Raw genomic sequence first — 24,913 nt, 5'->3', positions numbered from 1 at the left:
AGTATTTTTGATTGTATTATTTATTGTTATTGAATTTTCTCAAAATGGCATTATTACCTTACTTCTAGAACGCAAGAAACTGTTTCCTTATTGCTGAAATTCATTTTACTTTAAATCGTTTTTATAACCTCGCATTAATTTTCACATTAAAAACTCTTGAAGTCATATAATTTGGAATAGCATATTGATTTTTAGAATACACATCACGAACCCATGTATTCGTAATTGCATTTTGATTATTGAAAAGATTAAAAATCTCTAATCCAACAGATAATTCCTTAAAGCCTTTTAACCAATTTGCTTTAGCAGTTTTGGTACTGGCATCAACAAAAACTTTAGCAAAACCAACATCTGCCCTTCTGTAATCATTCAGTCTGTTTTGATATAAATACGGATCTGAATAAGCTGGCGCTCCTCCTGGTAAACCTGTATTGTAAACCAAATTCAGATACAATTTCACACTTGGAATATTTGGCATATAATCCTGAAATAACATAGCGAATTTTAAACGCTGATCTGTTGGTCTGGCAATATAACCTCTGTTTTCATAATTTTCTTCGGTTTTCAAGTAACCAAAACTAACCCAGGATTCTGTTCCCGGCACAAATTCTCCATTCAATCTAAAATCCAAACCTTGGGCGTAGGCTGTTGCATTGTTGTTTGCTATGTAGCGAATTCGGACATTGTCAATAGAATATACATTTACATCCGAAAGTGATTTATAATAGACTTCCGTAACCCATTTAAAAGGTCGATCCCACATTTTAAAATTATAATCATTGCTCAAAACGATATGAACAGATTCTTGTGCCTTCACATTCGGATTTACAACTCCATTCATATCACGAAGCTCTCTGTAAAAAGGTGGTTGATAATAAATTCCTCCTGAAACTCTAAATACCATATCCATGTCCCAATCCGGTTTTATAGCAAATTGCGCACGCGGACTAAAAACCGTCTGATTTTTACCTTCAACCGCTGCTCCGGAAACAGTCCAATTTTGAAAACGGGCACCAACATGATACCAAACCTGGCTTGAACCAATTGCTGTTTTCTGATTCCATTGTGCGTAACCTACAATTCTGTTTACCGTATTAAAATTTGTCGCACGAACATTCTGATAAGGCAAAAGTGGTCCGTTATACGGTTGATAAGGTTGATTATTTTTTGGCAAAATAACCAATGGAGGATTTAAAGAAAATCCTGAAGAATCAATAACTTCCCATTCTGCCACTCGATCACGAATGGATTCTCTGGTATATTTTAAACCAAATTCTAACTGGCTGTCATTTTTCCATTCCTTAAAACCTTTTATCTCCACGTTTGCAATTAAGGCATCCAGATCATTTCGGGCATGATTCAGCTGCGATCCAATTCCACGCGTGAAATCAATTGCATCTGGAGTTCCTTCATCTGTAACGTTTCCTAAACGATATTGCGCCAAAATATCAAAATGTTCCTGTTCTGTTGTATGAAATAATGAACCAATTAATTTTAAAGTAAAATCCGGAGCAACTTTGTAAGTTGTTTTCAGGGCACCAAAATAAGTATCATATTGATCTTTTTCCTGTCCTTCGTAATAAACATTAAGCTTCATTGGCTGGTCTATTGTTCCGAATCTGGTTTCTCGTGTTAAAGGCTGATACAAATATTTATTCTGAGAAATATTTCCTAAAAAACTCATTTGCCATTTTTTAGAAATATCATAAGTAATATTCGTTTGAATATCTGCAAATGTTGGCGTATAATTTGTTTGTGTATCCTGACTATTTACAAGTAAACTATTGTTTCGATAGCGAATTCCAGTTACTGCTGACCATTTTTTATTTTTAGACACCAAATCTACTGCTGCACTTGCGCCCAGCAAACTGGCTTCAAAAGCGGCACCAAACTGAGTTGGTTTTCGGTAGGTAATATCTAAAACTGATGATAATTTATCACCAAATTTAGCTTCAAATCCTCCAGCCGAAAAATCAACATTCTGAACCAAATCAGTATTTGTAAAACTTAATCCTTCTTGCTGGCCTGAACGAATTAAAAACGGACGATAGACTTCTACTTCATTTACATAAACTAAATTTTCATCGTAATTGCCACCACGAACTGCATATTGCGTACTCAATTCATTATTAGAATTTACACCAGGCAGCGTTTTTAGAATATTTTCGATTCCGGCATTTGCTCCGGGAATCTTTTTGATCGTCGCGACATCTATTGTAGTAATTCCCTGAACACGTTTTTTATTTTTGGAAGAAACAAACACCTCTCCCATCTGTTCTTCAGAGTTATTCATTACAGGATTAAAAACAAAAATTTCATTCGATTTTAAACTCACTGTCAGGCTCATCATTTTTAAAGAAATGTGAGTAAAGATCAGGGACACTTTCTTGTTTGAAGGTATTTCAATTTCAAAAAAACCATTTGAATCTGATTGTGCAACACTTCCTGAAGCCGTAATATTTACATCTGAAACCGGACGATTTTCCTGATCTAAAATAATACCTTTTACATGTGCATTCTGAGCAAATGAAACACAGCTGCATAGAAAAAGAAAAACAAATATTAACTTACGATGGCTCAAATGTTGTGGTTTTATTTTTGTTGACTTCTAAAAAAATGAGTTTCAAAGATAGCAGAATTACCCACATTATCAATCACTTCAATTTTTAAATCATTTGCTCCTTCAGCCAATAGAGTATCATCAAATTTGTGTGTTATTTTTCTCGTTTTGTTATCATATTCAAACAAAACCCAATTTCCATTTAAATACCCGTTATACGATTTAATTCCAGATGAACTATCGCTTATAGTAAACTGAATTGTTTTCATATCACTGATCCATTTACCCTCAATTGGTTTTGCAATTTTAATAACTGGCGCAATTGTATCGAGTACAAGACCAAATTGTCCTAAAGTTTTAGATTTGGCCGTAAACACATCATTCTTTCTTGTTGTTGCATTATAACTGCCTATTCTTCCTATATAAAGTTTGTCTCGTAATGTTTCAGGATAAGAACTGTCTTTAATTGTAATTGTAAAATTGGAATGAACCGGAACAACATCATCATGAATATAGATTTTGTTATTCTTTACATCAAAATTCAGATTGAAATCATCATAAAAAGTTCCTGCAGGAAAAAACACAGACATATTATCTTTTTCAAAATTAGAATCTTTATTGACTTTTATAAAATAGGGAGAAGTTACGGGTTCTGCTTTTACAACCGGAGTTGCAGTATCATATTCAATTGGAATTGTAATGGCGTTTAAATTTCCAAAATAATCCGAAACTTCGATACGATAGGTTGAGGCTAAATTCGGCTCGACCGGAATAATTCCATGAAGCGAATCTGTTTTTATAATGCTTAATGCAAAAGGCGTTTTCATAAAAAGCTTTTGTACACGTTGCCCAGATTTTTTATATCTGGCATAATCAATTAAAGCATTTACATATCGCATTTCATCAAACGAATAAGTATTGAACTGATAATTGTAATTTTGGTTTCCGTTGACGAAAGTCGAAACATTAAAAACACCATTTTTATTTCCTGAAACATCATCAAAATCAACCGCATTAATTCCGAAACCGATTTTTCCATTAGCTTTTACTTTACTTGCCAAATAGGTTCCGTCTTTTTGAAGCGCAACATTTAACAACAAAGGCTGTTTCGATTGGTTCACTGTAGTATTGTCCATCGGATAGACATATAAACTTGAAATCGTTGGTTTTTTAGTATCTTTTATTTTTTTATCATATCCAAAAAAGATTGGATTAATAACAAATTCGGACTTTGAATCTCTAATTTCAAAATGCAGATGCGGCCCTTCAGACGAACCAGTATTACCAGAAAGCGCAATTAACTGGCCTTTTTTAACAGGCAATTCTCCGGGTTTTAGAAACATTTCAATTTCGAACGCCTTTTCTTTATAATGTATTTTCTGAACATAATCCTGAATAGCACCTATTGTTGTTTGCAAATGCCCGTATACGGATGTATAGCCATTTGGATGTGTGATATAAATGCATTTTCCGTTTCCAAAAGTCGAAATTTTGATTCTTGATACATATCCATCTGCTACGGCATAAACATTTAAACCTTCTCTCTGATTGGTTTTTAAATCGAAACCAGCATGAAAATGATTCGGTCTCAACTCCCCAAAATTCCCCGAAAGTTGCATCGGAATATCTAATGGCGGATCAAAATAATCTTTAGGATATTGAGTCTGGGCAAAAATAAACTGGCAAAATAAAAGGGTAAGTATTGAAAATCTCATAAGGAACATTTTTGCTAAGATAAAAAAATAACAGGCGAAATCCGACGATAATTAATACAAAAATACAATTGATTGAATTTCATTTATTTGCCTATTTTTAATGCAAAAAAATCGATAAAAAATTGCATTAATAAAAAGGAATACTAACTTTGTATGATTAAGTAATGAATAGGATTTATAATGAGTGTAATTGCCGAAATAATTGATACTCTTGAATATAAAGTCGAAAAGCTTTTTGAAAAATCAAAAGGCCTGGAGAAAAACAATCAGGAATTACGATTACAATTAGCCAAAGCTGCGCAAATCATCCAGAAACAATCTGAAGAAATGGAGGCTTTGAAAAAGCAATATGACACACTTAAAATAGCCAATTCGTTGCTCGGCAGCGACAATAACAAGAGAGAGACAAAGCTTAAAATAAATTCATTAATTCGCGAAATTGATTACTGTATAGCACAACTATCAGATTAAAAGACATGGACGGAAAGCTGAGAATTAAAATATCAATTGCAGACAGAGTTTACCCGTTAACGGTTGAACCAGTTCAGGAAGAAGGACTTAGGAGTGCTTCTAAAAAAATTGATGCGATGATCAAGCAATTCGAAGAAAGTTACGCGGTTCGTGATAAACAAGATGTACTGGCTATGTGTGCCCTGCAATTTGCATCACAAGTAGAACAAAAACAAATTGATAACGCAATCGATGGCGAAGAAACCATCGAAAGAATTAAAAGATTAAATTCGCTATTAGATCAATATCTCGAAAATTAAACGTTCTTTACAGAAACTAAGATACTGCCTACATTAGTTCACAATTGGTAAACTCAACACTAACAAATTAAAGTGAGTGAATCGTCGCTACTATAGTACGTCCCGATTTTATCGGGAAAACTTGAACAGTGAGTTAGCTCAAAACTTGTCTTTACGAGTTTATTCAAGCAATTAATGTAGGCTTTTTTTATATATAAATTTAAACAAACATGGACATCATAACGATCATTATTTCAGGTATAATAGGTATTGCAGCAGGTTTTGGAATAGCTAAAATTATCGAAAAAAGTAATATTTCTAATCTCATAAAAAACGCAAAAAAAGAAGCAGCTTCCATTTTAAAAGATGCTAATTTAGAAGCAGAAAATATTAAAAAAGATAAAATCCTTCAGGCAAAAGAACGTTTTATCGAATTAAAAGCAGAACACGAACAAGTTATTTTAGCAAGGGATAAAAAAGTTGCTGAAGTAGAAAAAAGAGTGCGTGATAAAGAGTCTCAAATATCAAATGAGCTTTCTAAAGCTAAGAAAGTAAATGATGATTTTGAAGCTAAAACAGCAGAATACAATAACAAAATTGAAGTTTTAGATAAAAAACAAGCGGAAGTTGACAAATTACACAAAAGCCAATTACAACAATTAGAAGTAATTTCAGGACTTTCTGCCGAAGAAGCAAAAGAACAATTAGTCGAAGGTTTAAAAGCCGAAGCTAAAAGCAAAGCTATGTCTCATATTCAGGATACAATTGAAGAGGCCAAACTTACAGCGCAACAAGAAGCTAAAAAGATTATCATCAACACTATCCAAAGAGTTGGTACAGAAGAAGCAGTAGAGAATTGTGTTTCTGTATTTAACATTGAATCTGATGATGTAAAAGGTAGAATTATTGGTCGTGAAGGGCGTAACATTAGAGCTCTTGAGGCTGCAACCGGAGTTGAAATCATTGTTGATGATACACCAGAAGCTATTATTCTTTCTTGTTTTGATCCTGTACGTAGAGAAATTGCACGTTTGTCATTGCACAAATTAGTAACTGACGGACGTATCCACCCGGCAAGAATTGAAGAAGTTGTTGCTAAAACAGCAAAACAAATTGATGATGAAATTATCGAAGTAGGTAAACGTACTGTAATCGACTTAGGAATTCACGGATTACACCCTGAATTAATTAAAGTTGTGGGTAGAATGAAATACCGTTCTTCTTACGGACAAAACTTATTACAACACTCAAGAGAAGTTTCTAAACTTTGTGGTATCATGGCTGCCGAATTAGGCTTAAATGTAAAACTAGCAAAAAGAGCCGGTTTACTTCATGATATTGGTAAAGTGCCAGATACTGAAAGTGATTTACCACACGCTTTATTAGGGATGCAATGGGCAGAGAAATATGGCGAAAAAGAAGAAGTTTGTAACGCGATTGGAGCTCACCACGATGAGATCGAAATGAAATCATTGTTATCTCCGATTATTCAGGTTTGTGATGCTATTTCAGGAGCAAGACCAGGCGCGAGACGTCAGGTTTTAGATTCTTACATCCAACGTTTGAAAGATCTTGAAGAAGTAGCTTACGGATTTACAGGTGTAAAAAATGCATATGCAATTCAGGCTGGTAGAGAACTTCGTGTAATTGTAGAAAGCGAAAAAGTTTCTGATGATAATGCAGCAAACTTATCTTTCGAAATTTCACAAAAAATCCAAACTGAAATGACTTATCCTGGTCAGGTTAAAGTAACAGTAATTAGAGAAACCAGAGCAGTAAATATTGCGAAGTAATCTCTTTCTTTATACAAAACAACAAAGGCTATCCAAAAAAGATAGCCTTTGTTGTTTTTATAGGTTTTGATATCAATATAATTCTGAAAAATTTACGGTGTTTTATCTAAAATCTTGGTCTATGTTTAGTTCAAATGGCATCTACAGCCAGAAATCCTAACATAACAGAAAAGGCATTACAAATCACTGAATATAATTTTAAAACTTGTTCCCACTCCTACCTGGCTTTCAACAGTAATACTACCTTTCATCGCTTCTATTTGATTTCTGGTAATATAGAGCCCAATTCCGCGTGCTTCTTCATGTTTATGAAAGGTTTTGTACATCCCGAATAAAAGGTCGCCATGGATAGCTAAATCGATACCCAAACCATTATCTGTAATTTTTAATGATTTCTGACCTTCCTGCTCAATAGCAAAATCAAAAACAACAATTGGATCCCGATCAGGATGCGCATATTTTATAGCATTCGTTGTAAAATTCAACAAAACACTTTCAAGATAAGCAGGGTTAAAATTAATCGTTAAATAATTCGGTACATTATTTATAATCGTGACGTTCTTTTGCTTGTCAAATCCTTTTATCGTTGTAATCGTTTTGTCAATATACTCGCAAAGTTTTAAAGGAACAACAGCAATATTAAGATTACTTTGTGTTTTAACGATTTGTGTCAAATTCGAGATAGTATCGTTCAAATCATTCGAAACTGTCCGCAAGTGCACTAACATTTCACTGACGGTTTGCTTATCAACATCGGCATCAATAAAATCTAAGATTGACTTAATATTTCCTGCCTGCGTATTTAAATTATGTGAAACTATATGCGAAAAATTCAACAAGCGACTGTTCTGGTCACTATATAATTTCATTGTTTTTATAATTTCTAATTCTTTTTCCTTCTGTAAAGAAACATCTGTATGCGTTCCTAAAACACGCAATGGTTTTCCATTTTCATCGCGCTTAATTACTTTTCCGCGATCGAGAATCCATTTGTAATTACCGCTTGAAGTCATTACACGATGGTAATTTTCGTAATAAGGTATTTTATTATCAAAATGTTCCTGAATATCAGAATAATACTTAGGCAGATCATCCGGATGAACAATTTTATCCCAACGCTCAGGGTCGTCAAATATATCTGTTGAATCTAATTCCAGAATTTTAAGGGACAATGACGAATAAAAAACACTATTGGTAACCATGTCCCAATCCCAAACCCCAACAGTCGAAGCATCAAGAGCAAACTGAAATCGCTCTTCAGAGATACGCAACTTTTCTTCTTTATCTTTTAGCTCGGTAATATCAGAAACGTGTCCAAAAAAGCTAATACTATCACCAGAAGATTTTTCCGTTTTAGAAGAGATTTTAAACCAACGCAAACCTTTTTTTGGTAAAACAGCCCTGAATTCAATTTCCCACGGCTTCACTTCTCTTCGTGCTTTAACTAAGGATTGAAAAAAAAGTTCTCTGTCACAAGGAAAAATTCTGTCGTATACAATAAACTTGATGTCATTTGTAAACGCTGTAGCAGAAATTTCAAAAATATCATGAGCCGATTTACTAACAAGTGGAAAAGTGTAATTATTGTCTTTGTCTATTACAAACTGAAAAAGCAAATCAGGCATTTCGGCCAATAATTTTTTATAAAAATTATTAACTTCCAGGCAATCATCATTTCCATATAAATCAAAAACCATATTGTACTTTTATTTAAATTGAATGACAAAAATCATCTTTAAACCAATAAAAACGCAGTTCGTCGATTTTATCTGCATTTAGTAGAATTAATCATACAATATATTAATTTTTAAGATAAAAACAGAATCTCTTCAAAAAAATCTATTTCCTTGGATGAAAAGAATGCATAACTTCTTTTAAAAAACTTCTGTCCAAATGCACATAAATTTCAGTAGTTGTAATCGATTCATGACCAAGCATTAGCTGGATCGATCGTAGATCGGCTCCATTTTCCAGCAGATGTGTTGCGAAAGAATGACGAAGTGTATGTGGGCTAATATTTTTTTTAAGATCGATTTTTACTGCCAAATCTTTTATAATAGTAAAAATCATAGCTCGCGTTAATTGGTTTCCTCTTCTATTCAAAAACAAGGTATCTTCACAGCCTTTTTTAATAATCAAATTTCCCCTAATTTCATTCTGATAAATCTGGATATATTTCTGAGTCAATTTCCCAATTGGCACAAAACGTTCTTTATTTCCTTTACCCGTAATTTTTATAAAACCTTCGTCAAAAAACAAATCAGAAATTTTGAGAGAAACGAGTTCGGAAACGCGGAGCCCGCAACCGTATAAAGTTTCCAGCATAGCTCTATTTCGTTCGCCTTCATTTGAACTTAAATCAATCGCAGCTATAAGCGCGTCAATTTCCTGGACCGCTAAAGTATCAGGCAATTTTCGACCTGTTTTTGGAGTTTCGATTAACTCTAAAGGATTATCACTTCTATAATCTTCAAAAACTAAATAATTAAAAAAGCTTTTTAATCCAGAAATAATACGTGCCTGCGAACGCGGATTTAATTCCTTAGAAACCTGATATATAAATTGCTGAATTGTTTCATCCGTAATTTTTAATGGTGAAATTTCCATTTTATTTACGTCCAAAAAAAGGCAAAGTCTTTCAATATCGAAACCATAATTTTCGATGGTATTTTTAGACAAACCTCTTTCGATTCGCAAATACGATTGATAATCTTTTATATAGCTGTTCCAATTCATATCTACAAAGTAAGTGATTTTTAAGCATAAAAAAGAGGCTGTCTCACAACTCGTGAAACAACCTCTTAACCGTTATCGATTTTTAATAAATTTAAAACTTATAGTTAAATCCGAGGTTTAGCGACGAAATAGTTGCGTTACTAGCAATCCCCTTGTAAGAAACAAACAATTCGATTTTATTATTTTGATAACCAAATTTTGGCTGATACAAAAACCCTCCATCTGCATCTCCATCAGTATTAATAGCATATCCTAAATCTGCACCAACAAATAAATTATCTGTAACTGAATATTGAGCAGTTCCTGCAACAGGAACAAAATCCTGATTACTGGTAGTCATCTCATAGGCGAAATTTCCATTATAGCCGGTGTATGTTTTACCAGTATAAATAATATAACCTGTGGTTACTCCCGCAGTAAATCGATCTGCTACATTCCAGAGATATGCAACATCTGCACCTAAATTCACGGAGAAAACATCTGCAGAATTTCCTACTGGCAAACCACCATTTACTCCAACTTTAAAATGTCCATCCTGAGCATTTGCAAATCCAAATAGCATAACTGCAATCGCAGATAAAATAATCTTTTTCATATTTTTATATAATAATGTGACCGGATATAATCATTGTTAAATTGATACAAAAAAAACTTCCTTTTTTGGAAAGGTTTTTAAAATATTTATAGAGAAATTTTAGAATTTATACCCCAAAGTCAATGCCAAAACACTGTTTTTTGGACTATCAAAATATTCATCTGCATTATTAACTTCATAATCGAGAATATTAGACAGACCAACTGTGTAGCGAAGATTCACAGAAACATTTTCTGTGAAATTATAACCAGCTCCAAAATTGAATCCAGTGTCTACCGATTTAAAATCGTCTTTCGCATCATGACCTTCTTGTTTAGCAGATACTAAAAACCCTAATTGTGGACCACCTTCAACGGTAAATTGTTTTGTAATATAAAATTTAGCTAAAACTGGAACATTTATATAATTTAATTTCTCATCATAATCTCCAAAAGAAGTATCCAGTCTAGCACCTTGCGTAGAAAACAAAATTTCTGGTTGAATAGCTAATCTTTCAATAATTTTGATCTCAGCGAAACCACCAACCTGAAAACCTACTAGAGAATTAGCATCCCAGTAATCACCTCCGGCATATGTAGTTATGTTTAGACCTCCTTTTATTCCAAATCTTGTTTGTTGAGCATTTGTAAATCCAAACGCCATTACTGCAATCGCAACTAAAAAAATTCTTTTCATTTTTATTCGTTTTGGGTTAAATTAATAAGTCAAATATAAAAAAACACTTATTAAAAAAGAACTTGTATTTTAATAAATAAAACTGTAATTAGAGCCAAAATCTTATAAATTCAAAAAAAACCTCAGGTATAATCGGCTCTGAAAGCGCAAAAAAGTTGCTTTTTTGATCTAATTTTTTTCGTAATCTTAAAAGACAAATAATAGAAATTACTTACTAAATTTTTGATTTTAACAAAACGAATTGAAATCAAATTCTTATTAAAGTAAAAAATTTCAGAATTAAATCTAACCAGAATAACACTCTAAAATTGAGAACATTAAAGGACTTTCTTAGCAAAACATGAGAAAAATATTAATTATTTAATGTAAAATACAAAACAATAAAATCATAATTCTGTAGTTTTGGTCTATATATAACATTTAAAAAATACCAATTTTTAAAAACATTTTTATGAAAAAAATACTTTTAGCAGCTGTACTGTTCATAGCAACATCAGCTACAATACAAGCCCAATTATTAAAACTTGGAGTAAAGGCGGGGGTTAACTTCGCAAGCCAGCCCGGTGATTCATCACTAAATGGTGTAGCATTTGATAAAGATGGAATTACCAGCTATCACGTTGGTGTGGTTGCAGAAGTAAAATTATTAGAAAAATTCGCTATTCAACCAGAGCTTTTATACTCTACTCAGGGAGCAACTTATAAATTTGCCGATGCTCAGGAAGACTTTAAAAATGAATTAGCTTATTTATCAATTCCTGTAATGGCAAAGATCTATATGACAAAATCACTAAGCTTAGAGGTTGGACCACAAGCTTCATTTTTATTAAGTCAAAAAAATGACGTAAGATTTGACGATGCCAATACATTTGATTTTGCTCTTAATGCAGGGTTGGGATTAAAACTTACGGAAAGTATTTTTCTTCAGGGGCGTTATAGTCTAGGATTAACAGACGCTTCTCCTAATGCCGATGTTAGAAACTCAGTAGTTCAAATTTCTGCAGGATTCATGTTCTAAAAAGAATATCACATAGTTTTATAAAAACCGTTCTATTAATTGGAACGGTTTTTTTATTTTTACATACTTGTGAAATGTATTCTGTGAAACGTAAAATGGAATTACTCACACTAATAAAATTTAAATTACTTATGAAAATTTGCATTATCAACGGACCTAATTTGAATCTTTTAGGAAAAAGAGAACCGGAAGTTTACGGAAGCCAAACTTTTGAAGATTATTTTGAAACGTTGCAACAGAAATTCCAAAACGTTGAACTTTCTTATTATCAAAGTAATATTGAAGGTGAATTGATTGGAAAAATTCAGGAAGTTGGTTTTTCTTTTGATGGAATCATTTTGAATGCCGGAGCTTACACACATACTTCAATAGGTTTGGGCGATGCTATGAAAGCAGTTACAACTCCGGTAATTGAAGTTCATATTTCGAATACTTACGCACGCGAAAGCTTCAGACATCAATCGTATTTATCTGGAAATGCGAAAGGTGTAATTTTAGGTTTCGGATTAAAAAGCTACGAATTGGCAATTCAATCTTTTTTATAATTCGTTATTTAACAAATTATTAATAGCCTCGTTTTTAACTTATTCTATTTTTGTGAGAGAAAAAACTTTCATGAGAAACTATACTTTATTTGCCTTTTTATTTTTTTCGATTTCTAACTTTGCTCAAATCAAAGGAACTATAACAGATGAAAAAGGAAACCCCTTGCCTTTTGTTTCCGTTCTTGAAGACAATACTTATACTAGCACAACTTCAAACGAACAGGGAAAATACCAACTGAATGTAAAAGAAGTTGGTAAAAACAAAATTACATTTCAGTATTTAGGCTTTAAAACTCAAAAAATAGCCGTTTCATCAGAATCCAAAACAATTACAATGGACGTAAAAATGCTGGAAGAAAGTTTTACTTTAAATGAGGTTATCATCGACCCAAAAAACAATCCAGCAAATGCTATCATAAAAAGTGCAATTGCAAACAAAAAAGAAAATTCAGAAAAAACTTCTCGCTATACTGCCGACTTTTATTCAAAAGGAATGTTTAAAGTTAAAGATCTTCCCAAAAAAATCCTTGGACAAAAAGTAGATCTTGGCGAAGATATGTCCTCCAATTTAGATTCGACCGGAACGGGAATTTTATATCTATCAGAGACGATTTCGAAAATTTCTTTTGAAAAACCGAATAAATTAAAAGAGAAAATCATTGCTTCTAAAATCTCCGGAAACAATAAAGGATACAGCTATAACACGGCTTCTTTATCAACTTATGATTTTTACGACAATACTTTAGACTTTGACATTAAACTTATCTCTCCTATTGCAGATAATGCGTTCAGTTACTACAAATACAAATTAGAAGGAACTTTTTTTGACGATAACAATCAGCAAATCAACAAAATTAAAGTAACACCAAAACGCGACAAAGAACCCGTTTTTGAAGGTTACATTTATATTGTCGATGATAGTTTTGCGATTTACGCTATAGATTTAGACATTAAAGGTTACCGAATGAAAAATGAATTTACTGAAATTATGACTTTAAAACAAAGTTTCAGTTATAATTCTAAAAATAAAATCTGGTCCAAAAATGCGCAGACACTTTCATTTAATGCGGGAATTTTTGGAATTAAATTCTCAGGGAAATTCAATTATGTTTATTCGAATTATGAGTTTCCGGATTCATTTGAAAAGAAAACTTTTGGAAATGAAATTGTTGCTTTTGAAGCGAACGCCAATAAAAAAGATGATGCTTTTTGGAATGAAATCCGCCCAATCCCTTTAACCATTGAAGAAAGTACCGATTACACCAAAAAAGACAGTTTACTAACGATCAGAAAATCGAGAAAATATACTGATTCTGTTGATGCCAAAAACAATAAATTTAAAGTTTGGGATATTCTAATGGGTTATGATTATAAAAACACTTTCAGGAAGTATTCTTTTGCATATAAAGGTTTATTAAACATAACTTCATTAAGCTTTAATACTGTTCAGGGATTTAATTTCGATTCTGGTTTTTCCTTTAGAAAATGGGATGAAGAGAAAGGGAAAAATACTTCTATAAGCACCACTTTTAACTATGGCTTTTCGGACGAACGTTTTCGCATTACCGGAGATTTTAGCCATCGATTCAATACTATTAATTATGCCACAATTTGGGCTTCAGGAGGAACAAAAACAGCTCAATTTAATGGCGCTGAACCTATAACTAAACTTGTCAATTCTATTAGTTCTTTATTCTTTAAGGACAATTATATGAAATTGTACAATTTAGAATTTGCCCAAATCAACTATGCCCAGGATGTTGCAAACGGGATTAATTTGAATGCTAAAGTGGCGTACGAGCAAAGAAAACCACTTTTTAATACAACCGATTATTCTTTCTTTAAAAAAGATGATATCTATTCCTCAAATAATCCATTGGCTCCAGACGATTTTACAACTCCAGCTTTTAATCAGCACCACTTATTTAAAACTGCTTTGACTGCAAGAATAAATTTCGGAAATAAATACATTTCCAGACCAGATGGAAGATATAATATTAAAGATGAGAAATATCCAACTATCTTTTTAATTTTTGAAAAAGCATTTGCTGCAAGTGAGAAAAAATATGAATTTGAAAGAGTTGGCGCTGCTGTTCAATACGATTTATCCCTGGGAAATAAAGGACTTTTAGGTATGAATTTCAAAGCTGGAAAATTCTTCAATGCCGAAAATATTTCGTTCATAGACTACAGACATTTTAATGGAAATCAAACACACATTGGAACGAGCGACCGTTATTTGAATGTTTTCAACATGATGCCTTATTATACAAACAGCACCAACGACAGTTATCTTGAAATACATTCAGAATATAATGACACTGGTTTTATCATGAATAAAATTCCATTATTGAATCTTTTAAAGTCAACAATGAACGTCGGATTTCATTCACTGGCAATTCCGGATCGAAAACCTTATTCGGAGTTCACGGTTGGTTTAGACAATTTAGGTTTTGGAAAATTTAAGTTGTTTAGAGTTGATTATGTGCACTCTTATCAAGGGGGAGTTCAACAAAACGGGGTTGTTTTTGGGTTGAAGATTTTGAATGTTTTAGAATAAGGTTCTGAGGTTCTAAGTGGAATTACTGAGCGGTGCATCCCGAAGCGTGAGGATCCTCAAAATAAAAATTATAAAGAATCCGTTTACTCTTTTAGAAAAAGAATAAACGGATTTTTTTTTTTCATTTCAAAGAAAACCTTAGCAACTTAGAACCTTAGTATCTTAGAATCTTTTCATCAGTGATAATCATCCGGCTCAATATGAATCAGTACATTACCCAATTGAGGTATTTTTTCTTTTAAAGCATCCTGCAATTTGTGTGATAATTCATGCCCTTCTTTTACTGAAATTTGGGCTGAAACTATAGCATGTAAATCAACATGATATTTCATTCCGGCTTTACGGATAAAACATTTTTCGGTTCCTAAAATACCTTCAACAGTTAAAGCTGCGATACGGATTTCTTCAACCAAATCATCATTTAGATTTTCGTCCATGATTTCGCCAAGCGCAGGTCTGAAAATTTTATAACTATTATATAAGATAAAAAAAGCAGCAAAAAGTGCGGCCCAATCATCTGCTGATTCATAACCTTTCCCCATAATCAGTGCAATCGAAATCCCAATAAAGGCAGCTACAGAAGTAATTGCATCACTTCGATGGTGCCACGCATCGGCAGCAAGAGAAGAGCTATTGGTTTCTTTACTTCGTTTCATTACTAAACGGAAAGAGTATTCTTTCCAGATAATAATTGCTCCTAAAACATATAATGTCCAGGACTTAGGTAAATCGTGCGAAGTTTGAATATTAGAAATGCTTTCGTATCCAATAATAGTTGCCGAAGTAATTAAAAAACCAACGACCAAAAAGGTAATTAATGGTTCTGCCCGCCCGTGCCCATAAGGATGATTTTCATCTGGTGGTTTGTTAGAATACTTAATTCCAAATAAAACCAAAAAAGACGAAAATATATCCGCAGTTGATTCTATTGCATCTGCAATTAAGGCATAAGAATTGCCAAAAAAACCTGCCAAACCTTTTACCAAGGCCAAGCAGGTGTTTCCAACTATACTAAATATAGTAGCTTTTACAGCTTTTTGTTCATCTGTCATTTAGACTATTTTTTTTTAGCCACGAATTCACGAATTAAACAAAATCTTAATTTTTAGAATTCAATTGCACTAATTTTTAAATAAAATTAGTGCAATAAAACACAATCTTAATATTAATTTAATTCGTGAATTTGTGGCTAACTTTTTCTATTCTCTCACGATTTTAGCTCCAATTGCTCTTAAACGCTCGTCGATACGCTCGTATCCACGATCAATTTGTTCGATATTTTGAATTGTACTTGTTCCTTTTGCTGAAAGAGCCGCAATTAATAATGAGATTCCCGCACGAATATCCGGAGATGACATTGTTGTTGCTTTTAGTTGAGATTCAAAATTATGTCCCATAACGACCGCTCTATGCGGATCGCATAACATAATTTTTGCTCCCATATCGATTAATTTATCTACGAAAAACAAACGGCTTTCGAACATTTTTTGATGAATCAAAACATCACCTTTTGCTTGTGTAGCAACAACCAATACGATACTTAATAAGTCAGGCGTAAATCCTGGCCATGGTGCATCGGCAATTGTTAAAATAGAACCATCAATATCCGTTTTTACCTCATACCCATCTTTGTGAGCCGGAATGTAAATATCGTCGTTACGTTTCTCGATTGTAATTCCTAATTTTCTGAATGTATTTGGAATCAAACCTAAGTTTTCCCAGCTTACATTTTTGATCGTGATTTCGCTTTTTGTCATAGCCGCAAGACCAATCCAGGAACCGATCTCGATCATGTCCGGAAGAATTCTGTGCTCACAACCTCCAAGGCTTTCAACACCTTCGATAGTCAATAAATTTGAACCAACTCCGGTGATCTTAGCTCCCATCGAGTTCAACATTTTGCATAACTGTTGCAAGTAAGGCTCACATGCAGCGTTGTAAACTGTCGTTTGTCCTTTTGCTAAAACAGCAGCCATAACAATATTTGCAGTTCCGGTTACAGAAGCTTCATCAAGTAGCATATCTGTTCCTTTTAATCCTTCTGCCGGAGATTCTACACCATAAAAGTGATCTTCTCTATTATATCTGAATTTTGCTCCAAGGTTAATAAAACCTTCAAAGTGTGTATCTAATCTACGACGACCAATTTTATCTCCACCCGGTTTTGGAATATATCCTTTTCCGAAACGAGCCAAAAGCGGCCCAACAATCATAATAGAACCACGAAGTGCTCCGCCTTCTTTTTTGAAAGCTTCCGTTTCTAAATATCCAACATTAACCTCATCGGCCTGAAACGTAATCGAACCCGGTCCATTGCGTTGAATTTTAACTCCTAAATTACCCAACAAAGTGATTAATTTATTAATGTCAATAATATCGGGAATATTATTAATTGTTACTTTATCCCCCGTTAGAAGCACAGCGCATAAAATTTGTAACGCCTCATTCTTTGCTCCTTGCGGAGTGATTTCTCCTTTTAAAGGAATTCCTCCTTCGATTTTAAATACTCCCATATTTCTTTTTTAGGTTCTGAGGTTCTAAGGTTCTGAGGTTCTGAGCTAAAAATCTTAGTAGCTTAGCATCTTAGTATCTTAGCACCTTTTTTATTTCTGATTATTGTTTTTCTGAAAAGGTTTTGGCTTTCCCGGGCCTTTATTGTTTTTGTTACTTTGAATTTTTGGCTGACCCGGCGGCGTAATTTTATTTGACATACGTTTGTTCGTACGCAATAAATCAGTTGTATTTAAAAGCTCTTCTGTACTTTGCAACAAATTGATTTTCCCTCCGGACAATTCAAATAAATGCTCAAAAATCACGTCATCTTTTACTGTGTCTTTATTCCAGCTTAAGTATGATTTTTTCATGTGATTGGCGATTACTAACACCAATGCATTTTTCATTTCACCTTCTTCCCATTTATTGGCAACATCAATCATATATTTGATGTTGTTACCATAAAATCTGTATTTTGGAAAGTTTTGCGGATACTGTAAAACATCTGGTTTTAGCTGCAATACATCTCTCGACGGAATTGGATATGGCGATTCTACATCTAATTTAAAATCAGACATGATAAAAAGCTGATCCCATAATTTATGTTGAAAATCGGGTACATCGCGCAAATGCGGATTCAGACTTCCCATTACCTGAATGATGTATTTCGCGGCTTTGTTGCGCGTTTCAGCATCTTCAATAATAGTAGCCTGATCAATCAGTTTTTGCAAATGACGACCATATTCGGGAATAAGTAAACGTTGTCTTTCAGAATTGTATTCTAAGTTAAAAACAACATCATTTGCGACTTCTTTTTTATATTTTTCGACCATAAGTTATAATGAAACTATACCTTCTATTGTAGATACTTCTTTGTATTTACCAATCACTTCATCAGAGCTGCTCATCGTTACATCAACAGAAACACTGGTAAATTTACCGGTTTTAGATTTTGTTGTTTTGATAACCGCGCCCATATTGTCAAAAGCTTTTTCAACTCGCTCAACGTTATCACCCACTGAAGGCATTATAAATTTATACAAATATTCTGCTGGCCAAGTATTTGAATTATCTAACTCAACCTTTAATCTTTCGTAAAATTCGGCGGTTTCTTTTTCTTTATCGTTTTCCATTCGTAATTAAAAATAAACGCAAATATACGGTTTTGATTTCAGATTTTTTAGATTTTTTCTTTTAGAAAAAAGGTTCAAAGTTACAAAGGTTCAAAGGTGCAGAGAAAAAAGCTTTATGACAATATTTCTTTGTAAAATTCCTCTTATATTTGAAAAACTTTGCCATAAAAATCTCTCGCAAAGTCGCAGAATCGCAAAGTTTTATTTTAAGTCTTCTTTGCGGTTTTATTACTTTTCGAGATTAAAAATAAATCCTATGAAAAAATATATCTTTTTACTTTTAACAATTCTCACATTTAACAATATTCAGGCTCAGCAAATCAAAACAATGACTTATTTCCAAAATGACACCATCAAACTGGATTTAGATCTGTATTTGCCTGAAAAAAAATCGAATGAAAAAATTCCGTTAGTGATTTTTGCTTTTGGTGGAGGATTTTCTGGCGGAGAACGTACAAGCGAGAAAGAGTTTGGAATGTTTATGGCGAAAAACGGTTATGCGGTGGCCAGCATTTCGTACAGTTTATATATGAAAGGAAAAGATTTTGGCTGTAAAGGAACTTTGACCGAAAAAATAAAAGCCATCCAAATTGGCGTGAGCGATATGTGGCAGGCGACTTCATTTTTAATTGCAAATGCAAATAAGTATAATCTTGATGCTTCAAAAATATTTATTTCCGGAATTAGTGCCGGTGCCGAAATTGGTTTCCACGCTTCCTTTTGGGATTATAAACTAATGAATCTCTATAAAAGCAATTTACCTGAAGACTTTAAATACGCAGGTTTCATTGGAGGCTCTGGAGCGATACAGGATATCAATTTAATTACAAAAGAAAAAGCAATGCCGATGTTATTGGCGCATGGAAATAATGACGACACGGTTCCGTATGCTGCAGGTTCGCATCGCTCCTGCCCGACAAACGCTTCGGGTTGGTTAATTCTCTTTGGATCATATGCGGTTTACAATCATATGATTGATTTGCATAAGGATATTGAACTGATTACATTTTGTGGCGGAGGACATGAATTCTCTGGCTATCTTTTTCATGACGGAAAACAATATGCTCTGGATTTTGTGAATGATGTTTTGAAAGGGAAGAAATTTGAATCGCATTTGATTGTTCCTTCTAAGAAGAAAGGTGTTGATTCTGGGAAATACTTGTTTTGTGAATGATTTGAAATAATTCGACGAAAACCAAGAGAAATTAAATCATAAATTCGCAAAAAAAAACGATTAACTCTTCAACATCAGAAAGCTCCCGCCGGGATTAAATTCCTTTGACCTAAACTGGACTAAAGTCCAGCCCTACAATATTTTTTGAATCTACGATTCTTCCTTGTTTTAGTTCCGGAGGAACATTTTATTTTGTAGAGCTGGACTTTAGTCCAGTATGATAGTATTTATTGAACCGTAATTTATCATCCCGGAATTCACCATTTTCACGTTTGATATTTAAAAGCTCCAACGGAGCGATATGTCAATTTCAAACATGCCACCTCGATGTGGTTTTATCAAACAACCCTATAATTTTTTCTATAAATATAACGTCCCGCCGGGACTAAATTCCTTTGAATTAAACTGGACTATAGTCCAGCCCTACAATATTCTTAGAGCCCATTGCTCTTTTTTGTTTCGTTCCGGAGGAACATTTTATTTTGTAGAGCTGGACTTTAGTCCAGTATCATAGTATTTATTGAACCGTAATTTATCATTCCGGAATTCACCATTTTCACGTTTGATATTTAAAAGCTCCAGCGGAGCGATATGTCAATTTCAAACATGCCACCACGATGGGGCTTTATGAAATAACCAATATTTTTTCTATAAATATAACGTCCCGCCGGGACTAAATTCCTTTGAATTAAACTGGACTAAAGTCCAGCCCTACAATATTCTTAGAGCCCATGGCTCTTTTTTGTTTCGTTCCGGAGGAACATTTTATTTTGTAGAGCTGGACTTTAGTCCAGTATAATAGTATTTATTGAACCGTAATTTATCATCCCGGAATTCACCATTTTCACGTTAGATATTTAAAAGCTCCAACGGAGCGATATGTCAATTTCAAACATGCCACCACGATGTGGTTTTATCAAACAACCCTATAATTTTTTCTATAAATATAACGTCCCGCCGGGACTAAATCCTTTGAACTAAACTGGACTAAAGTCCAGCCCTACAATATTCTTAGAGCCCACGGCTCTTTTTTGTTTCGTTCCGGAGGAACATTTTATTTTGTAGAGCTGGACTTTAGTCCAGTATAATAGTATTTATTGAACCGTAATTTATCATCCCGGAATTCACCATTTTCACGTTTGATATTTAAAAGCTCCGACGGAGCGATATGTCAATTTGAAAAATGTCACCCTGATGGGGCTTTATGAAATAACCAATATTTTTTCTATAAATATAACGTCCCGCCGGGACTAATTTCCTTTGAACTAAACTGGACTAAAGTCCAGCCCTACAATATTCTTAGAGCCCATGGCTCTTTTTTGTTTCGTTCCGGAGGAACAATTTATTTTGTAGAGCTGGACTTTAGTCCAGTCTAATAAAATTTCAGATTATTTCGTTGTTCAATTCTAGCCTCTTAAATACACACAATATTGTAAATAATTCCAAAAACAAAACCATGTTTCCTAGCTAGCCCTGATTGAGGCGGTATCCTTTTATGGCGGGGTTCGCCATAAAAGATATAGCCGAAAGCAGGAACCCATACCTCCAAAATTGCGAAATCATTCGCTTCAGACAAAAAAATCTTTTTAAATACCAATAAGTTTAGGTAAATTTGCGCTTTATTTTAAGAAAGTGCAAAAAGAAATCATAGTTCTAATTGGTGGCCCGGGAACGGGAAAGTCTACTCTGATCAACGAATTAGTAGCTCGTGGCTACTGCTGTTACCCTGAAATTTCAAGACAAGTTACGCTCGAAGCGCAACAACGCGGGATCGAACAATTGTTCCTGGAACAGCCTTTGTTGTTTAGCGAGATGTTATTGGAAGGCAGAATTAAACAATTCGAAAACGCCCTTGAAGAACCTGAAAATGTAGTTTTTATAGATCGCGGAATTCCGGATGTTGTAGCTTATATGGATTACATTGGCGATGAATATCCTGAACATTTTACCAAAGCCTGCGAAGATTTTAAATATTCCAAAACATTTATTTTACCGCCTTGGGAGGAAATTTACGAAAGCGACACTGAGCGTTACGAAAATTTCGAACAGGCACTAACAATCCAAAAGCACCTGGTTGAAACCTATAAGAAATACGGTTACGACTTAATTGAAGTGCCTAAAGATACGGTGGAGAACAGAATTCTTTATATCTTAGATAAAATTTAGGCATTTGGTTAAAGTTGCAAAACTAGAAACTGATTTCTAAATTTTTTAACTTTAAAACAAGACCAATGCCAGAAGCGCAAGAAATTCTTTTAAAATACTGGAAACACGACAGTTTTAGACCGTTACAAAAGGAGATTATTGACTCGGTTTTGGACGGTCAGGACACTTTCGCCCTTTTACCTACGGGAGGAGGAAAATCGATTTGTTTTCAGGTTCCTGCAATGATGCAGGAAGGAATTTGTTTGGTTGTTTCGCCTTTGATTGCCTTAATGAAAGATCAGGTGGCGAATTTACAAAAACGAGATATTAAAGCAATTGCACTTACCGGCGGCATTCACACCGAAGAAATTATTGATCTTCTTGATAATTGCCAATACGGAAATTTTAAATTTCTATACCTTTCTCCAGAACGTTTACAATCTGACTGGATCCTGGAACGAATTAAAAATCTTCCTATCAATTTGATTGCTATTGACGAAGCGCATTGTGTTTCACAATGGGGACATGATTTTCGTCCCGCCTATTTGAAGATTTCAGAACTTAAAAAATACTTTCCGAAGATTCCGTTTTTGGCTTTGACTGCGACAGCTACTCCAAGAGTTATTGAAGATATCAAAACCGAATTAGGTTTGAAAGAACCAGTACTTTTTCAGCAATCATTCGAAAGAAAAAATATTGCGTACATGGTTTTCGAAATTGAAGACAAATTGTATCGCACGGAACAAATTTTAAAGAAGAATCCACAACCTTCTATTATATATGTACGAAATAGAAAATCGTGTTTGAATATGTCTACGCAATTACAATCTTTAGGATTTAAAGCAACCTATTATCACGGCGGCCTTTCGTCTAAAGAAAAAGACAAAAACATGCAATTGTGGATGTCGGAACAAGCGCAGGTTATTGTAGCCACCAATGCGTTTGGAATGGGAATCGACAAAGACAACGTAAAAACGGTTATTCATACGCAATTACCTGAAAATCTGGAAAATTATTATCAGGAATCCGGAAGAGCGGGACGAAATGGCGAAAAAGCTTTTTCGGTTTTGCTATTTAATAATTCAGATGCCAAGCAGACAGAACAGCAATTCTTAAGCGTTTTGCCCGATAAAAAGTTTTTAAAAACCATGTATGTAAAGCTTTGCAATTATTTTCAAATCGCATATGGTGAAGGCTTAGACGATTCTTTTTCTTTTAAACTGAATCATTTTTGTCATAAGTACGATTTCCCTACTCTAAAAACATATAATGCTCTACAATTTCTGAATCAACAGGGAATTATCACAATGTCTCAGGAATTCTCGGAAAAGATTACGATGCAATTTCTGATTGAATCCAAAGAAGTAATTCGGTATATGAGTTTAAACCCAAATGACGAAGAAATAATTCTGGCAATTTTAAGAACTTATCCTGGAGTATACGAAATGAAGACGCCTTTTAATCTTTCTTTGATTGCTAAAAAATCACATCATACAGAAGAACAAGTGTCGGCTGTTTTAGAAAAACTGAAAGAAAAGGAAATCATCGAATACAAATCCAAAAATAATGACGCGACTATATTATTTAATGAAGTACGTGAAGATGATCTTACTATAAATCGCGTTTCGAAATACTTAGAGAGACAGAATAAGTTAAAAGAAGAACAACTTATGTCTGTACTATATTATATAAAAGAAAGCAAAACTTGTAAAAACCGATTAGTTTTAGATTATTTTGGAGAAGAAACAACCGAAAATTGCGGTATTTGCTCCTATTGTATTACTCAAAAAGGAAAAATTACTGAAGCCGATTCAATTGCCGATAAGATTCTACATTTATTAAAATCAGCTTCGATGACTTCCAGAGAAATTCAAACCCAAATAAAATTAGATGCGAAAGATATTGTTTTGGTGCTTCAGGAATTATTAGAAAACAATCACATTACCATATTAGCGAATAATAAATACACTTTAAAATCATAATGGAAAAATTGAGAATTATATTCATGGGAACTCCCGAATTTGCTGTAGGCATTTTGGACACCATTATTAAAAATAATTACGATGTTGTGGGCGTGATCACAGCCGCAGACAAACCAGCTGGACGTGGACAAAAATTAAAATATTCGGCAGTGAAAGAATATGCATTGGCGAACAACCTTACTTTATTGCAGCCAACGAATTTGAAAGATGAGACTTTTTTAGCGGAACTAAAAGCCTTGAATGCCAATTTGCAAATTGTAGTTGCTTTTAGAATGTTACCAAAAGTAGTTTGGGAAATGCCAAGTTTAGGAACCTTTAACCTTCATGCTTCGTTATTACCAAATTACCGCGGTGCGGCACCCATTAACTGGGCTATTATAAATGGAGAAACCAAAACTGGAGTTACTACTTTCTTTATCGATGATAAAATAGATACAGGAGCAATGATTCTGAATTCAGAAATCGCAATCGCGCCAGAAGAAAGTGCCGGACAATTACACGACCGATTGATGCATTTAGGAAGTGAGACCGTAATTGAAACTTTGAAAGTGATTGAAAATGGAAATGTAACCACTACAATTCAGGAAGACAATGAAGAAATTAAAACGGCTTATAAATTAAATAAGGAGAATTGCAAAATAGACTGGACAAAATCGGGAGATGAAATCAATAATCTGATTCGCGGTCTAAGTCCTTATCCTGCTGCCTGGTGTTTTTTGAAAGATAAAGAGGAAGAGCAAGCTATTAAAATATACGAAGCAAAATTGGTTTTAGAAGCACATTCCTACGAAGCCGGAAGTTTGATTTGTAGCAAAAAAGAAATCAAAGTTGCGGTTCAAAATGGCTTTTTACAGCTATTTAGTTTGCAATTACCCGGAAAAAAGAGAATGCAAGTGGCGGAATTACTAAATGGAATAACTTTTTCTAATAGTGCAAAGCTGTATTAACGTCAGTAAAACAGGGGTTTCTACCTGTTTTTGGTCGATGAACAGCTGGCTTTATGAACAAAAAAACTAAGTTATTAACAATTTTTGCTAAAT

General features: G+C 33.8%; 20 protein-coding genes. 10 read left to right on the top strand and 10 right to left on the bottom strand.

Annotated features, from left to right (window positions below):
• Nucleotides 1–121 precede the first annotated feature (121 nt).
• Nucleotides 122–2,581, bottom strand: coding sequence for a TonB-dependent receptor plug domain-containing protein (locus B0A65_RS16625; protein WP_074659584.1), 2,460 nt, complete (start codon nucleotides 2,579–2,581; stop codon nucleotides 122–124).
• Nucleotides 2,582–2,592: 11 nt separating this feature from the next.
• Nucleotides 2,593–4,275, bottom strand: a complete 1,683-nt coding sequence (locus tag B0A65_RS16620; RefSeq protein ID WP_083370435.1) for a M23 family metallopeptidase — start codon at nucleotides 4,273–4,275, stop codon at nucleotides 2,593–2,595.
• A gap of 180 nt (nucleotides 4,276–4,455) precedes the next feature.
• On the opposite strand from B0A65_RS16620, the gene B0A65_RS16615 reads away from it, so the two are divergent.
• The 3 genes from B0A65_RS16615 to rny all read left to right on the top strand — a co-directional run bounded on the left by B0A65_RS16615 (nucleotide 4,456) and on the right by rny (nucleotide 6,817).
• Nucleotides 4,456–4,746 (top strand): hypothetical protein, encoded by a 291-nt coding sequence (locus B0A65_RS16615; RefSeq protein ID WP_026984115.1) that lies wholly within the window; start codon nucleotides 4,456–4,458, stop codon nucleotides 4,744–4,746.
• A 5-nt stretch (nucleotides 4,747–4,751) separates the two neighbouring features.
• The gene (locus tag B0A65_RS16610) at nucleotides 4,752–5,045 is read left to right on the top strand and encodes a cell division protein ZapA (RefSeq protein WP_026984116.1); all 294 of its coding nucleotides are present in this window, start codon (nucleotides 4,752–4,754) and stop codon (nucleotides 5,043–5,045) included.
• Nucleotides 5,046–5,254: 209 nt separating this feature from the next.
• Entirely contained in the window at nucleotides 5,255–6,817 is a 1,563-nt protein-coding gene (gene rny / locus B0A65_RS16605) for a ribonuclease Y (RefSeq protein ID WP_074659582.1), read from the top strand.
• 176 nt (nucleotides 6,818–6,993) lie between these two features.
• On the opposite strand, the gene B0A65_RS16600 is transcribed toward rny, so the two are convergent.
• The 4 genes from B0A65_RS16600 to B0A65_RS16585 form a co-directional block, all read right to left on the bottom strand.
• Entirely contained in the window at nucleotides 6,994–8,514 is a 1,521-nt protein-coding gene (locus tag B0A65_RS16600; RefSeq protein WP_074659581.1) for a PAS domain-containing sensor histidine kinase, read from the bottom strand.
• 142 nt (nucleotides 8,515–8,656) lie between these two features.
• Nucleotides 8,657–9,553, bottom strand: coding sequence for a site-specific tyrosine recombinase XerD (gene xerD, locus B0A65_RS16595; protein WP_074659580.1), 897 nt, complete (start codon nucleotides 9,551–9,553; stop codon nucleotides 8,657–8,659).
• A 91-nt stretch (nucleotides 9,554–9,644) separates the two neighbouring features.
• Nucleotides 9,645–10,148 (bottom strand): hypothetical protein, encoded by a 504-nt coding sequence (locus tag B0A65_RS16590; RefSeq protein WP_074659579.1) that lies wholly within the window; start codon nucleotides 10,146–10,148, stop codon nucleotides 9,645–9,647.
• Between the two features lie 99 nt (nucleotides 10,149–10,247).
• Nucleotides 10,248–10,823 carry a porin family protein gene (locus tag B0A65_RS16585; protein ID WP_074659578.1) on the bottom strand — a complete coding sequence of 192 codons (576 nt, stop codon included), beginning with the start codon at nucleotides 10,821–10,823 and terminating at the stop codon, nucleotides 10,248–10,250.
• 451 nt (nucleotides 10,824–11,274) lie between these two features.
• Here B0A65_RS16585 and B0A65_RS16580 point away from each other — a divergent pair, with 451 nt between their 5' ends.
• The 3 genes from B0A65_RS16580 to B0A65_RS16570 all read left to right on the top strand — a co-directional run bounded on the left by B0A65_RS16580 (nucleotide 11,275) and on the right by B0A65_RS16570 (nucleotide 14,946).
• On the top strand, nucleotides 11,275–11,841 hold the full coding sequence (locus tag B0A65_RS16580; protein ID WP_074659577.1) for a porin family protein: 567 nt from the start codon (nucleotides 11,275–11,277) through the stop codon (nucleotides 11,839–11,841).
• Between the two features lie 131 nt (nucleotides 11,842–11,972).
• Nucleotides 11,973–12,386 carry a type II 3-dehydroquinate dehydratase gene (aroQ, locus tag B0A65_RS16575; protein WP_074659694.1) on the top strand — a complete coding sequence of 138 codons (414 nt, stop codon included), beginning with the start codon at nucleotides 11,973–11,975 and terminating at the stop codon, nucleotides 12,384–12,386.
• 70 nt (nucleotides 12,387–12,456) lie between these two features.
• Nucleotides 12,457–14,946: a DUF5686 and carboxypeptidase regulatory-like domain-containing protein gene (locus B0A65_RS16570; protein ID WP_074659576.1), complete on the top strand. Its 2,490-nt coding sequence runs from the start codon at nucleotides 12,457–12,459 to the stop codon at nucleotides 14,944–14,946.
• A gap of 176 nt (nucleotides 14,947–15,122) precedes the next feature.
• On the opposite strand, the gene B0A65_RS16565 is transcribed toward B0A65_RS16570, so the two are convergent.
• The 4 genes from B0A65_RS16565 to B0A65_RS16550 form a co-directional block, all read right to left on the bottom strand.
• Nucleotides 15,123–15,998 (bottom strand): cation diffusion facilitator family transporter, encoded by an 876-nt coding sequence (locus B0A65_RS16565; protein WP_074659575.1) that lies wholly within the window; start codon nucleotides 15,996–15,998, stop codon nucleotides 15,123–15,125.
• 147 nt (nucleotides 15,999–16,145) lie between these two features.
• Nucleotides 16,146–17,459, bottom strand: coding sequence for a UDP-N-acetylglucosamine 1-carboxyvinyltransferase (gene murA / locus B0A65_RS16560; protein WP_074659574.1), 1,314 nt, complete (start codon nucleotides 17,457–17,459; stop codon nucleotides 16,146–16,148).
• A gap of 90 nt (nucleotides 17,460–17,549) precedes the next feature.
• Entirely contained in the window at nucleotides 17,550–18,272 is a 723-nt protein-coding gene (locus tag B0A65_RS16555) for a DUF4290 domain-containing protein (RefSeq protein WP_074659573.1), read from the bottom strand.
• A 3-nt stretch (nucleotides 18,273–18,275) separates the two neighbouring features.
• Nucleotides 18,276–18,572: a DUF493 family protein gene (locus B0A65_RS16550; RefSeq protein WP_074659572.1), complete on the bottom strand. Its 297-nt coding sequence runs from the start codon at nucleotides 18,570–18,572 to the stop codon at nucleotides 18,276–18,278.
• 256 nt (nucleotides 18,573–18,828) lie between these two features.
• Between B0A65_RS16550 and B0A65_RS16545 the strand changes: the two genes are divergently transcribed.
• The 4 genes from B0A65_RS16545 to fmt all read left to right on the top strand — a co-directional run bounded on the left by B0A65_RS16545 (nucleotide 18,829) and on the right by fmt (nucleotide 24,820).
• Nucleotides 18,829–19,746, top strand: coding sequence for a carboxylesterase family protein (locus tag B0A65_RS16545; RefSeq protein WP_074659571.1), 918 nt, complete (start codon nucleotides 18,829–18,831; stop codon nucleotides 19,744–19,746).
• Nucleotides 19,747–21,378: 1,632 nt separating this feature from the next.
• On the top strand, nucleotides 21,379–21,912 hold the full coding sequence (locus B0A65_RS16540; protein WP_074659570.1) for an AAA family ATPase: 534 nt from the start codon (nucleotides 21,379–21,381) through the stop codon (nucleotides 21,910–21,912).
• Nucleotides 21,913–21,977: 65 nt separating this feature from the next.
• Complete coding sequence (locus B0A65_RS16535; protein ID WP_074659569.1) at nucleotides 21,978–23,873, top strand: RecQ family ATP-dependent DNA helicase; 1,896 nt, start codon at nucleotides 21,978–21,980, stop codon at nucleotides 23,871–23,873.
• Complete coding sequence (fmt, locus tag B0A65_RS16530) at nucleotides 23,873–24,820, top strand: methionyl-tRNA formyltransferase (RefSeq protein ID WP_074659568.1); 948 nt, start codon at nucleotides 23,873–23,875, stop codon at nucleotides 24,818–24,820. Before B0A65_RS16535 ends, fmt begins: the two co-directional genes overlap by 1 nt.
• Nucleotides 24,821–24,913: the final 93 nt, after the last annotated feature.

The sequence above is a fragment of the Flavobacterium frigidimaris genome (assembly GCF_002217275.1).
GTDB classification, from domain to species: domain Bacteria; phylum Bacteroidota; class Bacteroidia; order Flavobacteriales; family Flavobacteriaceae; genus Flavobacterium; species Flavobacterium aquidurense.
Note: the sequence above shows the minus strand (reverse complement) of the source record. Positions and strands in the feature narration are given on the sequence as shown.

Excerpts from the sequence above, each read along its gene's own strand:
- rny (WP_074659582.1), top strand. The coding sequence starts at position 5,255 with ATGGACATCATAACGATCATTATTTCAGGTATAATAGGTATTGCAGCA.
- B0A65_RS16535 (WP_074659569.1), top strand. The coding sequence starts at position 21,978 with ATGCCAGAAGCGCAAGAAATTCTTTTAAAATACTGGAAACACGACAGT.
- B0A65_RS16585 (WP_074659578.1), bottom strand. The coding sequence starts at position 10,823 with ATGAAAAGAATTTTTTTAGTTGCGATTGCAGTAATGGCGTTTGGATTT.
- murA (WP_074659574.1), bottom strand. The coding sequence starts at position 17,459 with ATGGGAGTATTTAAAATCGAAGGAGGAATTCCTTTAAAAGGAGAAATC.
- B0A65_RS16580 (WP_074659577.1), top strand. The coding sequence starts at position 11,275 with ATGAAAAAAATACTTTTAGCAGCTGTACTGTTCATAGCAACATCAGCT.
- aroQ (WP_074659694.1), top strand. The coding sequence starts at position 11,973 with ATGAAAATTTGCATTATCAACGGACCTAATTTGAATCTTTTAGGAAAA.
- B0A65_RS16545 (WP_074659571.1), top strand. The coding sequence starts at position 18,829 with ATGAAAAAATATATCTTTTTACTTTTAACAATTCTCACATTTAACAAT.
- B0A65_RS16555 (WP_074659573.1), bottom strand. The coding sequence starts at position 18,272 with ATGGTCGAAAAATATAAAAAAGAAGTCGCAAATGATGTTGTTTTTAAC.
- fmt (WP_074659568.1), top strand. The coding sequence starts at position 23,873 with ATGGAAAAATTGAGAATTATATTCATGGGAACTCCCGAATTTGCTGTA.
- xerD (WP_074659580.1), bottom strand. The coding sequence starts at position 9,553 with ATGAATTGGAACAGCTATATAAAAGATTATCAATCGTATTTGCGAATC.
- B0A65_RS16565 (WP_074659575.1), bottom strand. The coding sequence starts at position 15,998 with ATGACAGATGAACAAAAAGCTGTAAAAGCTACTATATTTAGTATAGTT.
- B0A65_RS16600 (WP_074659581.1), bottom strand. The coding sequence starts at position 8,514 with ATGGTTTTTGATTTATATGGAAATGATGATTGCCTGGAAGTTAATAAT.
- B0A65_RS16570 (WP_074659576.1), top strand. The coding sequence starts at position 12,457 with ATGAGAAACTATACTTTATTTGCCTTTTTATTTTTTTCGATTTCTAAC.
- B0A65_RS16550 (WP_074659572.1), bottom strand. The coding sequence starts at position 18,572 with ATGGAAAACGATAAAGAAAAAGAAACCGCCGAATTTTACGAAAGATTA.
- B0A65_RS16620 (WP_083370435.1), bottom strand. The coding sequence starts at position 4,275 with ATGAGATTTTCAATACTTACCCTTTTATTTTGCCAGTTTATTTTTGCC.
- B0A65_RS16590 (WP_074659579.1), bottom strand. The coding sequence starts at position 10,148 with ATGAAAAAGATTATTTTATCTGCGATTGCAGTTATGCTATTTGGATTT.
- B0A65_RS16615 (WP_026984115.1), top strand. The coding sequence starts at position 4,456 with ATGAGTGTAATTGCCGAAATAATTGATACTCTTGAATATAAAGTCGAA.
- B0A65_RS16610 (WP_026984116.1), top strand. The coding sequence starts at position 4,752 with ATGGACGGAAAGCTGAGAATTAAAATATCAATTGCAGACAGAGTTTAC.